14 protein-coding genes are annotated in these 13,184 nt (G+C 60.2%); 2 read left to right on the plus strand and 12 right to left on the minus strand.

All coding sequences use genetic code 11. The features are described from left to right. The first annotated feature begins 77 nt into the window (after positions 1–77). Entirely contained in the window at positions 78–908 is an 831-nt protein-coding gene (locus P3T21_RS28095; RefSeq protein ID WP_429259223.1) for a transporter substrate-binding domain-containing protein, read from the plus strand. 49 nt (positions 909–957) lie between these two features. Here the strand turns inward: P3T21_RS28095 and P3T21_RS28100 are convergent, their stop codons facing one another. Continuing rightward, the gene (locus tag P3T21_RS28100; protein WP_429259224.1) at positions 958–1,458 is read right to left on the minus strand and encodes a CoA-binding protein; all 501 of its coding nucleotides are present in this window, start codon (positions 1,456–1,458) and stop codon (positions 958–960) included. 110 nt (positions 1,459–1,568) lie between these two features. Between P3T21_RS28100 and P3T21_RS28105 the strand changes: the two genes are divergently transcribed. Continuing rightward, positions 1,569–1,793, plus strand: a complete 225-nt coding sequence (locus P3T21_RS28105; protein ID WP_429259225.1) for a hypothetical protein — start codon at positions 1,569–1,571, stop codon at positions 1,791–1,793. A 305-nt stretch (positions 1,794–2,098) separates the two neighbouring features. Here P3T21_RS28105 and P3T21_RS28110 read toward each other — a convergent pair whose 3' ends face one another. From P3T21_RS28110 to P3T21_RS28160, 11 genes are all read right to left on the minus strand, one after another. Further along, the gene (locus P3T21_RS28110; protein ID WP_429259226.1) at positions 2,099–3,829 is read right to left on the minus strand and encodes an AMP-binding protein; all 1,731 of its coding nucleotides are present in this window, start codon (positions 3,827–3,829) and stop codon (positions 2,099–2,101) included. 241 nt (positions 3,830–4,070) lie between these two features. Then, entirely contained in the window at positions 4,071–4,496 is a 426-nt protein-coding gene (locus tag P3T21_RS28115; RefSeq protein WP_429259227.1) for a F0F1 ATP synthase subunit epsilon, read from the minus strand. A gap of 90 nt (positions 4,497–4,586) precedes the next feature. Next, positions 4,587–5,981 (minus strand): F0F1 ATP synthase subunit beta, encoded by a 1,395-nt coding sequence (gene atpD, locus P3T21_RS28120; RefSeq protein ID WP_429259228.1) that lies wholly within the window; start codon positions 5,979–5,981, stop codon positions 4,587–4,589. Positions 5,982–6,058: 77 nt separating this feature from the next. Beyond that, on the minus strand, positions 6,059–6,949 hold the full coding sequence (gene atpG, locus P3T21_RS28125) for a F0F1 ATP synthase subunit gamma (protein ID WP_429259229.1): 891 nt from the start codon (positions 6,947–6,949) through the stop codon (positions 6,059–6,061). A 140-nt stretch (positions 6,950–7,089) separates the two neighbouring features. Beyond that, positions 7,090–8,631, minus strand: a complete 1,542-nt coding sequence (gene atpA, locus P3T21_RS28130) for a F0F1 ATP synthase subunit alpha (protein WP_429259230.1) — start codon at positions 8,629–8,631, stop codon at positions 7,090–7,092. A 60-nt stretch (positions 8,632–8,691) separates the two neighbouring features. Next, on the minus strand, positions 8,692–9,231 hold the full coding sequence (locus tag P3T21_RS28135; protein ID WP_429259231.1) for a F0F1 ATP synthase subunit delta: 540 nt from the start codon (positions 9,229–9,231) through the stop codon (positions 8,692–8,694). 2 nt (positions 9,232–9,233) lie between these two features. Then, on the minus strand, positions 9,234–9,704 hold the full coding sequence (locus tag P3T21_RS28140) for a F0F1 ATP synthase subunit B (RefSeq protein WP_429259232.1): 471 nt from the start codon (positions 9,702–9,704) through the stop codon (positions 9,234–9,236). A 139-nt stretch (positions 9,705–9,843) separates the two neighbouring features. Then, on the minus strand, positions 9,844–10,113 hold the full coding sequence (gene atpE / locus P3T21_RS28145; protein ID WP_007180033.1) for a F0F1 ATP synthase subunit C: 270 nt from the start codon (positions 10,111–10,113) through the stop codon (positions 9,844–9,846). Between the two features lie 83 nt (positions 10,114–10,196). After that, on the minus strand, positions 10,197–11,048 hold the full coding sequence (gene atpB, locus P3T21_RS28150) for a F0F1 ATP synthase subunit A (protein WP_429259233.1): 852 nt from the start codon (positions 11,046–11,048) through the stop codon (positions 10,197–10,199). Positions 11,049–11,191: 143 nt separating this feature from the next. Beyond that, positions 11,192–11,737 (minus strand): ATP synthase subunit I, encoded by a 546-nt coding sequence (locus tag P3T21_RS28155; protein WP_429259234.1) that lies wholly within the window; start codon positions 11,735–11,737, stop codon positions 11,192–11,194. 281 nt (positions 11,738–12,018) lie between these two features. Then, on the minus strand, positions 12,019–13,176 hold the full coding sequence (locus P3T21_RS28160) for an SLC13 family permease (RefSeq protein WP_429259235.1): 1,158 nt from the start codon (positions 13,174–13,176) through the stop codon (positions 12,019–12,021). Positions 13,177–13,184: the final 8 nt, after the last annotated feature.

The raw sequence follows: 13,184 nt of genomic DNA on the forward strand, positions 1-13,184 counted from the left end.
AAGCCGGGTTTGCCGGGCTATCATCAGCGACCTTGCACGCTTTTACCTTCCAATAACAGACAAACGAAGGAGACTCGATGAAGAAAACCGCCCTCGCATGGTTTGGCACGCTGCTTTGCGCCGGCGCGATGAGCGCTGTGAGCGTTGCGACCACCGCATCCGCCCAGACAAACAGCGCTGCGCCCAGCGCCGCAGCCAGTGCACCCGCTTCACGCCTCGACGAAATCGTCGCGCGCGGCACGCTGCGTGCCTGCACGACCGGCGACTACAAACCCTATTCGTTCTACAAGCCGGACGGCCAGTTCGAAGGCATCGACATCGATATGGCCGAGTCGCTCTCGCGTTCGCTCGGCGTAAAGGCGGAATTCGTGAAGACGTCGTGGTCGAACCTGATGAACGACTTCGTCGCGAAATGCGATGTCGCGATCGGCGGCGTGTCGACGACACTCGACCGGCAAAAGCGCGCGTTTTTCACCGAGGCCTACATGATCGACGGCAAGACGCCGATCGTTCGCTGCGATGACGTCAACAAGTATCAGACCGTCGCGCAGATCGACCAGCCGTCGACACGCGTGATCGTCAATCCGGGCGGCACCAATGAGCGGTTCGCGAAGCAGTTCTTTCCGCATGCGAACGTGACCGTCTATCCGGACAACGTGACTGTGTTCAAACAGATTCTGGCCGGCAAGGCGGACGTGATGGTCACCGACGCATCCGAAACCTTGCTGCAGCAAAAGCTGAATCCAGGCCTGTGCTCGGTGCATCCGGACAAACCGTTCCAGTATGGTGAAAAAGCGTGGATGGTGCCGCGCGGCGACGTCGTATTCCAGCAGTACGTCGACCAGTGGCTGCATCTTTCGCGCGCGTCCGGTGAATACCAGGCCATTCAGGACAAGTGGTTGAAGTAGGTTTGTCGCGGCGGCATGTCGGTGGATCGCGCGTGAAGCTTTGCGCGATTCACCGTCGCCCGCCCGGAGGCATCGACGGCATCGGCGGGGCGGGCGAATCCGTGCGATGCGTCGCGCCGAGGATGCGACTGTGCGCGACTTTCAGGCATAGATCCATCGCGACGTCGAGCCCGGCCGCCTCCGCATGTTCGGCGGCGGCATAGTTGATCACGCCCATCTGCATCCACAGTGAACGGGTGTTGATCCGCACAGCCTCATCCGCGATGGGCAATACCTCTTCGGAGCGACGAAACACATTCACCATATCGATTGACACGCCTTCGGCCGCAAGCGAAGCCGCCGCATCGGTCAGCGTCGCGAAGCACCGCTCGCCGAGCACGCCTGCCGTATCGTTCGACCAGGCCGGGTTGACCGGCACGATCCTGTAACCGTGCGACTTCATATAGGCCGAGACGACATAGCTCGGCCGGTGCGCCCGATTCGACAGCCCGACGACGGCAATCACACGATCACGCTCGAGCATGCGCTGCAATCTGGCGTATTCGTTCATCTGAGTGTTCCGGTGATGAGGCGGCAACAGTAACCCCTGACGAATGGCCCGCTGCCGGGACGTTAAGTGATCGCGCGCGATTTCGGATGCCGGGAAATCCCCGGCTCCCAATGCGCGATAAAAAGGCGCAGTATGGGCAACAGATAGCGTCGCTGAAATTATCCGGGAACCAGGATTTACTACCGGTAAAAACGACGTTTAAAACCATCCCGATCGGCAAAAAGACCCGCAAAGCCTTATCTGGCGGGCGTTACAACCTGAAACACTTTGTTACCGCGCTAGCAGGCTTATTCGCCCACAATGCCCTTCAACGGTTTCAACACGGATGTGGCTGAGTGCGTAGTGTGAGCGGATACGATGCACTGTGCCGGTCGGCTTTGCCGAAGCCCTGACAAGGGGCATCCCTGCTGGGACCGTGGTCGGCGCTGAGTGCGCCGTCCCAGTAGGTTCCTTCATTGGTCTCCTCGCGCTAACCCCGTAGCGTGTGGTTTTTAGCGGGCTCCAGGCCCGCTTTTTTTTCGTCTGGCCAAACGTTTGCCTCCGCTGTAGCGCGGGTATCTGCAGACGTTTGTGCTATCAAAGAGCGGCTTCAGAAAAAGCGTCGCGCGCGATTCTGCGCGACGCTTTTTTTGCGTTCAGATCACGCGGTTTTCTGCTCCGTGATCTTCAGTTCGTTGATCATCTGTTCGCGCATCACGAACTTCTGGACCTTGCCGGTCACCGTCATCGGAAGTTCGTCGACGAAGCGGATGTGCTTCGGCACCTTGTAGTGCGCGATCTGTCCGCTGCAAAACGCCTGTATGTCTTCCGCCGTTGCCTGCTCGCCCTGACGCAGTACGATCCACGCGCAAACTTCCTCGCCGTACTTTGCATCGGGCACGCCGAACACCTGCACGCTCTGGATCTTCGGATGACGGAACAGGAATTCCTCGATTTCACGCGGATAGATGTTCTCGCCGCCGCGAATCAGCATGTCCTTCAGGCGGCCAACGATGTTGCAGTAGCCTTCGGCGTCGAGCGTCGCGAGATCGCCCGTGTGCATCCAGCCGTCGACAATGCTTTCGTGCGTTCTGGCTTCGTCGCCCCAGTAGCCTTGCATGACCGAGTAGCCCTTTGTGCACAACTCACCCGTTTCGCCGACTGGGACAACGTTGCCGAGCGCATCGACCAGCTTCACCTCGAGATGCGGCTGGATCCGGCCGACGGTTGTCGTGCGCTTGTCGAGCGGATCAGTCGTGGAACTCTGAAATGAGACGGGACTCGTTTCCGTCATGCCGTAGGCGATCGTGATTTCGGCGAGATGCATTTTCGATACGACCTTCTTCATCGTCTCGATCGGACACGGCGAGCCGGCCATGATGCCCGTGCGCAGACGGCTCAGATCGAAGCTCGCAAAATCCGGATGATCGAGTTCTGCGATGAACATCGTCGGCACGCCGTGGAGCGCCGTGCATTGCTCTTCGGCGACGGCGGCGAGCGTAGCGGCCGGATCGAATGCTTCGCCGGGGAATACCATGTTCGCGCCGACCGACACGCACGCGAGCACAGCCAGCACCATGCCGAAGCAGTGATACAGCGGCACCGGGATGCACAGGCCGTCCTGCTCGGTGAGCCGCATCGCCATGGCGATATAGCGCGCGTTGTTGACCACATTGCGGTGCGTGAGCGTCGCGCCCTTCGGGTTGCCGGTCGTGCCGCTCGTGAACTGGATGTTGATCGGCTCGTGCGCCGATAGCGTGGCGCCAATCGAGTCGAGTTTCGCTGTGTCGAGCGTCACACGGCCCTGCTCGATGACGTCGGAGAACGTCAGCATGCCGGGCGTTTCCGTGTCGCACATGCGGATCACAAAGCGCAGATCCGGCAGGCGCGCGGCGCGCAGTTCACCGGGCGCGCACGTGGCGAGTTCCGGTGCCAGCTCCTGCAGCATCTCCAGATACATCGACGTTTTGAAGCTGTGCGCCGAGATGATCGCCTTGCAACCGACCTTGTTCAGCGCGTACTCCAGCTCAGCCAGCCGATAGGCCGGATTGATATTGACGAGTACTGCGCCGATGCGGGCTGTCGCGAACTGCGTCAGCAGCCATTCGACACGATTCGGTGACCAGATCCCAACGCGGTCGCCCTTTCCGATTCCAAGCGCAAGAAGGCCGGCGGCGAGCACATCGACTTCGTCAGAGAACTCTTTCCACGTCCAGCGGATGCCCTGCTCGCGAAACACGACGGCGGAACGATCAGGGAAGCGCTGCGCAGTGTCCAGCAGAAACTGGCCGACGGTTGCCTCGCTCAGCGGTATCTCTGTCGAGCCGCGAACGTACGAGAGGCCGTCCTTCGGCTCGATGAGGCCGCCCTCGCCTCCGGTCTGGCTTGTCATGGTGTCTGTCTCCTGGGCGAAGCGTCGTCGCCCGATTGAAATATATTTGAAACCGATTGTGCCACCGGCGTGTGACCGCGCGGCATCAAGTGTTACCCGCAGCTTCGGCTTTGGCCTTTACTTTGGCGTCCCACCCGTGATTCTGCTGACCTTTCCGTAAACGTCAAGTGAAGGACAAAAAAAAGCAGCCGCGAAGGGCTGCTTTTTCTTTTCTACTCTGCCGCGTTCTGCCGCGTCGCGATCAGTGCTGACCGCGCAGCTTGCGCAGACGCTGGATCGCAGCGAGTTGAGCCGTCGCGTACGCGAGTTCCGCTTGCGCGGTGGCGTACTCGAGGTTCGAACCCGTGTTTTGCAGCGCCTCTTCAGCACGCTTGCGCGCTTCTTCGGCCTTGGCTTCGTCGAGATCCTTGCCGCGGATCGCCGTGTCGGCCAGAACCGTCACCGCGCCCGGCTGGACTTCGAGGATGCCGCCGGCGACGAACACAAACTCTTCTTCGCCGTTTTCCACTTCGATGCGCACCGCACCCGGACGAATCCGCGTGATGAGCGGCGTGTGGCCCGGCAGAATGCCCAGTTCACCCGCTTCGCCCGGCAGCGCGACGAATTTCGCCTGACCCGAGAAGATCTGCTCTTCCGCGCTGACGACGTCTACTTTGATAGTTGCCATGGTGTCGATTCCTGGTTGAGCGTGATGCGTTCGGCGCGGCTTTTACCCTGATGCCCGCAAAACCCGCGCCTCGTTGCCTGCACTCAAGCCTTACTGGATCTTCTTGGCCTTTTCGAAGGCTTCGTCGATCGTGCCGACCATGTAGAACGCCTGCTCCGGCAGATGATCGCACTCACCTTCGACGATCATCTTGAAGCCGCGGATCGTTTCCTTCAACGGCACGTACTTGCCCGGCGAACCCGTGAACACTTCCGCGACGTGGAACGGCTGCGACAGGAAACGCTGGATCTTACGAGCGCGCGCGACCGACAGCTTGTCTTCCGGCGACAGTTCGTCCATACCCAGAATCGCGATAATGTCGCGCAGCTCCTTGTAGCGCTGCAGCGTTTGCTGCACGCCGCGCGTGATCGAGTAGTGCTCTTCGCCGATCACGTTCGGGTCGATCTGACGCGAGGTCGAATCGAGCGGGTCCACTGCCGGGTAGATACCCAGCGAAGCGATGTCACGCGACAACACAACCGTTGCGTCCAGGTGGCCGAAGGTCGTAGCCGGCGACGGGTCGGTCAAGTCATCCGCAGGGACGTACACGGCCTGCACCGACGTGATCGAGCCAGTCTTGGTCGACGTAATACGCTCTTGCAGCTTGCCCATTTCTTCAGCGAGCGTAGGCTGATAGCCCACTGCCGACGGCATACGGCCAAGCAGTGCCGACACTTCCGTGCCAGCCAGCGTGAAACGGTAGATGTTGTCGACGAAGAACAGCACGTCGAGGCCTTCGTCACGGAAGTGCTCGGCCATCGTCAGCCCGGTCAGCGCGACGCGCAGACGGTTGCCCGGCGGCTCGTTCATCTGGCCGTACACCAGCGCGACCTTGTCGAGAACGTTCGAGTCCTTCATTTCGTGATAGAAGTCGTTCCCTTCGCGGGTACGCTCGCCAACACCCGCGAACACGGAATAACCGCCGTGTTCCTTCGCGATGTTGTTGATCAGTTCCATCATGTTCACGGTCTTGCCCACACCGGCGCCACCGAACAGGCCAACCTTACCGCCCTTTGCGAACGGGCAGATCAGATCGATAACCTTGATGCCGGTTTCGAGCAGTTCCGTCGACGGCGACAGTTCGTCGAACGCCGGCGCCTTCTGGTGAATACCGCGCGTCACGTCCGAGCTGATCGGACCGGCTTCGTCGATCGGACGGCCGAGCACGTCCATGATCCGGCCGAGGGTCGGCTTGCCGACCGGCACGCTGATCGGCTTGCCGGTGTTCTTCACCACCGTACCGCGGCGCAGGCCGTCCGATGCACCCAGACAGATGGTACGAACGACGCCGTCGCCCAGCTGTTGCTGGACTTCGAGGGTCAGTTCCGAACCTTCGAGAATGAGCGCGTCGTAAATCTTCGGCATATCCGTACGCGGGAATTCCACGTCGATCACGGCGCCGATGCACTGTACGATCTTGCCTTCTACCAAAGCAGTAGTACTCATCGCTTTTCCTTTAGATACTCAATTCTTCACTCGCGCAAAGGCGCAGTGGTGGGATTCGCCCGGCGACCGTTTTACGGTCAGACCGCTGCGGCGCCACCGACGATTTCCGACAGTTCTTTCGTGATCGCGGCCTGCCGGCTCTTGTTGTACACAAGCTGCAGTTCGTTGATGACCGTCTTCGCGTTGTCCGAAGCGGCCTTCATCGCGACCATCCGTGCCGACTGCTCCGATGCCATGTTTTCCGCGACGGCCTGGTAGACCAGCGCTTCGACATAACGCACCAGCAGTTCGTCCACCACTGCCTGCGCGTCCGGCTCGTAGATGTAGTCCCACGCAGTCTTCGGCGTGGCGCTTTCACCGCCCTCGTCCTTGCGCTCGAAGTCTTCTGCCGACAGCGGCAGCAGTTGCTCGATCACCGGCTCCTGCTTCATCGTGTTGATGAAGCGCGTGTACGCGAGGTACACCGCCGAAATCTTGCCTTCCGAGTACAGATCGAGCTGCACCTTCACCGCGCCGATCAGCTTTTCGAGGTGCGGCGTGTCGCCCAGATGGACAACATTCGACACCACGTTTGCACGCAGACGGTTCAGGAAACCAAGACCCTTGGTACCAATCGCCGTCGCTTCGATCGACTTGCCGGCGGCTTCGAGCTCCTTGAACTTCTGGAGCGAAGCGCGCAGCACGTTCGTGTTCATACCACCGCACAAGCCCTTATCGGTCGTGACAAGGATGATGCCTGCCGTCTTCGCGCCGTCGTTCGACACCATGAACGGGTGACGATACTCGGGGTTCGCACGGCTCATGTGCGCAGCGATGTCGCGGACCTTGTCGGCGTATGGGCGAGCAGCGCGCATGCGCTCTTGAGCGCGGCGCATCTTCGATGCGGCCACCATCTCCATCGCTTTCGTGATCTTGCGCGTGTTTTGCACGCTCTTGATCTTGCCGCGAATTTCCTTCATTCCAGCCATTGCTTGCTCCTTGTCGGCCCGAGTTAGCGCTTTAGCGCTTACTCGGGTCCCATGCAAAGCGATCGAAGCAGCGCGGGTTCAGTTGCCTGCGGCCCGCGCCGCTTCAAAGGTCCGTTTATGCCTTGCGGGTCACTCGCGGATCAGTAAGCGCCGGACTTCTTGAAGTCCTTGAGGGCCGTATGCAGCAGGCCTTCGTCGTCCTTCGAGAGTTCCTTGGTGTCTTCGACGCGCTTGATCAGGTCAGCGTGCTTCGTCTTCAGGTATTCACGCAGGCCCTTTTCGAACGGCAGCACTTGCGCGACTTCCAGATCGTCAAGGTAGCCGTTGTTCGCAGCGAACAGCGCGATTGCCAGTTCCCAGACCTGCAGCGGCTGATACTGCGGCTGCTTCAGCAGTTCCGTCACGCGGCGGCCGCGTTCCAGCTGCTTGCGGGTGGCTTCGTCGAGGTCCGATGCAAACTGCGCGAATGCTGCGAGTTCACGGTACTGTGCCAGGTCGGTACGGATACCGCCCGACAGCTTCTTCACAACCTTCGTCTGAGCCGCACCACCGACGCGCGACACCGACACGCCGGCGTTAATTGCCGGGCGGATACCTGCGTTGAAGAGGTCGGTTTCCAGGAAGATCTGGCCGTCGGTAATCGAGATCACGTTCGTCGGAACGAATGCGGTCACGTCGCCTGCCTGCGTTTCAATGACCGGCAGTGCCGTCAGCGAACCGCTCTTGCCCTTCACTTCACCGTTCGTGAACTTCTCGACGTAGTCTTCCGACACGCGAGCAGCGCGCTCCAGCAGACGCGAGTGCAGATAGAACACGTCACCCGGATAAGCTTCACGGCCCGGCGGGCGGCGCAGCAGCAGCGAGATCTGGCGGTATGCCCAGGCCTGCTTGGTCAAATCGTCATAAACGATCAGTGCATCTTGACCGCGATCGCGGAAGTATTCGCCCATCGTGCAGCCGGCGTACGGTGCGAGGTATTGCATCGCAGCCGATTCCGAAGCCGAAGCCGCGACGACGATCGTGTATTCCATCGCGCCGGTTTCTTCGAGCTTGCGCACGACGTTCATGATCGACGAAGCCTTCTGGCCGATCGCAACGTAGATACAGAAGAGGTTCTTGCCCTTCTGGTTGATGATCGCGTCGACAGCAACTGCGGTCTTGCCGCACTGACGGTCGCCGATGATCAGCTCACGCTGGCCACGGCCAACCGGCACCATCGCGTCGATCGACTTCAGACCGGTCTGGACCGGTTCCGAAACCGACTTACGCCAGATCACGCCCGGAGCAATCTTTTCGATTGCGTCGGTCTTCTTTGCGTTGATCGGACCCTTGCCGTCGATCGGGTTGCCGAGCGCATCGACCACGCGACCGAGCAGTTCCGGACCCACCGGCACTTCGAGAATGCGGCCCGTCGTCTTGACGACGTCGCCTTCCGAAATGTGTTCGTATTCACCCAGAATCACGGCGCCGACCGAGTCACGCTCGAGGTTCAGCGCGAGACCGAAGGTGTTGCCCGGGAATTCGAGCATTTCGCCCTGCATCACTTCCGACAGGCCGTGGATACGCACGATACCGTCGGTCACGGAGATCACGGTGCCCTGGTTGCGAACGTCTGCGCTCGCTTCAAGGCCCTGGATCCGGCTCTTGATCAGCTCGCTGATCTCAGAGGGATTGAGTTGCATTATTCGCTCCTGATAGTCAATTCTGTTGCGTGCCAGCCGCTTAAGCGCTCAAAGGCGCAATCAGGCGGTCAGAGCCGTCTGCATGCTGGCGAGCCGCGCGCGGACCGAGGTATCGAGCACTTCGTCGCCGACCGTCACACGTACGCCGCCGATCAGCGACGGGTCGATTTCAACCGTCGGCTTTAGCTTTCGCTTGAACTTGCGTTCGAGACTTGCGACGAGGTCGTTCAACTGTGCGCCTTCGAGCGGAAATGCGCTGACAATCAGCACATCGGCCGCCCCTTCGTGGGCGTTTTTCAGCGCTTCGAACTGCGTGGCGATTTCCGGCAACAGCGTCAGACGATGATTGTCGACCAGCATCTGCACCAGATTCTTCGCCTGCGCGTTGTCCTTCAGCGGCGACTTCACCGCGGACAGCAGCAGTTCGCTGACCTGTGCGCGGCTTACTTTCGGGCTCGTAGCGACCGACAGCACTTCGGGCAGACGCGCAACCTGTGCCAGCTCCTGCACGAGATTGGACCACGCGGCCGTGTCACCAGCTTCGGCCACGCCAAACAGCGCTTCTGCGTACGGACGGGCGATGGTTGCAAGTTCGGCCATGATCAGAGCTCGGCTTTCAGTTGATTCAGCAGGTCAGCGTGAGCTGCCTGGTCGACTTCGCGCTTCAGGATCTGCTCGGCGCCCTTCACAGCCAGTGCGGCGACTTCGCCACGCAGCGTTTCACGGGCCTTCACGACTTGCTGCTCGGCATCAGCCCTGGCCTGCGCAACGATGCGGGCGGCTTCTGCCTGGGCCTGTGCCTTGATTTCGTCTGCGACTGATACTGCGCGCTTTTCGGCGTCAGCGATACGTTGCTGACCATCGTTGCGTGCCTGTGCCAGTTCCTGATCGACGCGCTTGTGAGCGGCTTCGAGTTCCGCCTTGCCCTTTTCAGCGGCAGACAGACCTTCGGCGATCTTCTTCGAGCGCTCGTCGAGGGCGTTGACCAACGGCGGCCACACGAACTTCATCGTGAACCACGCGAGGATCAGGAACACGACCATTTGCGCAAACAGGGTTGCGTTGAGATTCACGGTGTTTCCTTAAACGTTGCTATGTCGGAAATTGAAACGGTAAGGCGCTCATCGATTCTGTCGTCGATCAGCGCCCAGGTAACCCGTTCCGCCCTGCGCCCTTATCCGTTATAGATCAGGCGCAAACTTCCGAGGAACCTCAGCCTGCCAGCTTCGACAGCAGCGGGTTCGCGAACGCAAACAGCATTGCCACACCAACGCCAATCAGGAACGCCGCATCGATCAGACCAGCCAGCAGGAACATCTTGGTTTGCAGCGGGTTCATCAGTTCCGGCTGGCGCGCACATGCTTCGATGTACTTGCCGCCCATCAGGCCGATACCGATACAGGCGCCGATTGCACCCAGGCCGATGATGATGCCGATACCGATGGCGGTCAGACCCTGGATGTTGGCGATGAAAGCTTGCATGATCACTCCTTTGTGAAAAGTCTTTTTGGAACTGGGATTTAATGAAACAAAACTAAAGCAATTCTTTTAATCGACGCACCACGTTAGTGGGTGTCGTGAGCCTGGCCGATGTACACCAGCGTCAGCATCATGAAAATGAACGCTTGCAGCAGAACGATCAGAATGTGGAAGATCGCCCACACCGTACCTGCGATCACGTGGCCGATGAAGCCGAGTACCGAGGCGTCCGCGCCGAAACCCCACATGCTGCCGAGCAGGGCAATCAGCAGGAACAGCAGTTCGCCGGCGTACATGTTGCCGAACAGCCGCATGCCGAGCGAAACCGTTTTCGCGACGAACTCGATGATGTTCAGTGCCAGGTTGGGAATCCACAGCAGCGGATGCGCACCGAACGGCGCGGACAGCAGTTCGTGCACGAAGCCGCCGGCGCCCTTGATCTTGAAGTTGTAGTAAATCATCAGCGCGAACACGCCGAGCGCGATGCCGAGCGTGCCGTTCAGGTCGGCGGTCGGCACGATGCGGTGGTGCGGGATGACTTCCGACAGGCCCAGCCAGCCGATCACGCGGCCCGGCAGGTCAACGGGGATAAAGTCGAGCGAGTTCATCAGCGCGACCCAGACGAACACGGTCAGCGCGAGCGGTGCGATGAAGGTACGCGAGCCGTGGATCATCGACTTCGATTGATCTTCGACCATTTCGACCAGCATTTCGATTGCGCACTGGAAACGGCCGGGAACACCGGGCGTCGCCTTGCGGGCGGCGAAATGCAGGATCAGGATCGTGGCCAGACCGCAGACGATCGACCAGAACAGGGTGTCCAGATTCCAGACGTGAATGTCGAAAATCGACGTCTGGTGTGCGGTTGAAAGATTCTGCAAGTGGTGCGCGATGTACTCGGACGGATCCAGAGCGCGCGTGCCTTCGCTAGCTGCCATATCGTTAATGCCACCCAAATTGTCGAAAATCTTTCCAGGCTGTTCCCGCCGCAATGCGCTATTGCGGGAACACGCCGGCGCGGATCCGTGTCGAACCCGCCTGTCTGTTGCTGACGCCGCGCGCCAGCCTTGTGTTCATTGCCTCACCGCCAGGCGAGTGCGATCCAGTACGTCTTGAGGGCGATGAGGTAGGTCACGAGCAGCGGAACCCAGCGTACGTCGTGATACCAGAACGCGATGGCTACAAACATCGCAATTGTCGCCCCCATCTTGAGCGCTTCGCCGATCATCCAGCTCATCGCGGTTTCGGCGCCGCTCAATGTTCTCAGACGTGCCGCGAACATCGCGCTCGGCACCCAGCAGATCGCTCCCCCCAGGAACGCGGACAGCGCAGCATCACCCGGCGGCTTGTAAAACAGCCACCACAGTAGCGTTGCTCCCAGGGACAAAACCATTTGCGCTGCCACGACCCGGAAGGGCGTAACGCGCGATGGACGACTCACATTCGGACCAAACAGCTTTTCAGCTTCAGTCCGCGTAAGCGGAACGACATTGTTATCTTGCTGCTCGACATCCCACGCTTCGTTTTGCGTTGCGTGCTGCCCCGTGGACTCACCGGAAACAGACTGCGCTACGCGGTGTTCGTCGTGCCCTTCGTGGGGCGCCTGATCCGACGATTGAGCCGCCATTGCAGTGTTCCGTAAAGTCTTGTTCAGCCCGCGAGCTTACGCACCGCTTACGGGGTTGCCTGGCAAATAAATCCGGGCGATTGTAAGCGATAGTTGCAGGCAATTCAAGACTTTACGTCGACCAATAACCTGCATGAAACGCGCCTTCATCATGCGGGAAACGGTTGTCTACAGCGGGAGACGCGGCAACTGTAAGGCGGTCGGGCCATGCCCGGATCATACCGGTCCAGAGCACCCAGATGCAGCCTTTTATGCCACCGTTCGCTGCTGTAGCACCCGTGTCATAAATGCAACAGAAGGGTGGCTCCAATCACTCCACCGATGATCCAGAAGGGTATCGAGAAAAGGTGAAATTGCAGCCACATGCCGCGCTCGTTTGAAAGGCGCACGGCAATCAGGTTAGCCAGCGATCCGATCGCGATGCCAAAGCCGCCGACGCTGACGCCGAACGCCAGCGCGCGCCAGTCTTTCGTGAATTCGGCGAGCATGATCGCAGCTGGAACGTTACTGATACCCTGCGACAGGATCGCGCCGGCCGCGTAGGCGCGCAATGGCGAGCCGATCCCGAGGCGGCCGGTGATCTCATGTACCCACGGCAGCGCCGCGACGCTTCGCAGCACGATGAACATGAACACGAAGATCAGCAGCAGCAGCCAGTCGATCTTCAGCACGATCTGACGACGCCACAGCAGGAAGCCCAGTCCGACGCCCGCGAGGCCGATCGCGGCGCGATGCGCATCTGCCAGCAGCACAAACGCGACGAAGAGCACCGCCGCGACGCCGACGAGTGGCCGGTCGACGGCATGTGGCTCCACGTCCTTCGAGAGATCGAGCGGTTTGCGCCGAAAAAAGATGGCAGTCACCAGATACAGCACGACCATCAGTGCAGCACAGAGCGGCGCCAGCGCCCATACGAAGCCGCCGAACGAAACGCCGCTCGTCTGCCAGAGAAACAGGTTCTGCGGATTGCCGAGCGGCGTCAGGATTGAACCCGCGTTGACCGCGAGTGCGATGAAAATCACAAGGCGCTTGAGCGGCAATGGCGTCAGTTTGTGCAGCGATAACGCGAGCGGCACGACGACAAATAGCGCGACGTCATTGGTGAGCAGCGTCGAGAGCGCCGCAGCGAGACCGACCATCAGATACGCGAGACCACGCTCCGAATGAATGCGATGCACGACACGGTGCGCCATCCACATCAGGAATCCTGATAATTCGACGGCCTTCGTCAGAATCAGAAGTCCGGCGAGCGTCAGCACGGTTTGCCAGTCGATCAGCGAAAGCAGCGACGCCCATGGCCGTGGATGCAGGTACTGCAAGGCGACCAGCGCGACAACAAGAACCGACAGCACCGGCTCTTTCGTCGCGAACGCGAATATTTCACGGACGATGCTTCGGCTTCGGGACGCCTCCGGCGCGCGTTCCTCTGCAGCGGGCACGATCGCTG

Origin of the sequence: Paraburkholderia sp. GAS334 (assembly GCF_050436625.1) — a bacterium.
GTDB lineage: Bacteria > Pseudomonadota > Gammaproteobacteria > Burkholderiales > Burkholderiaceae > Paraburkholderia.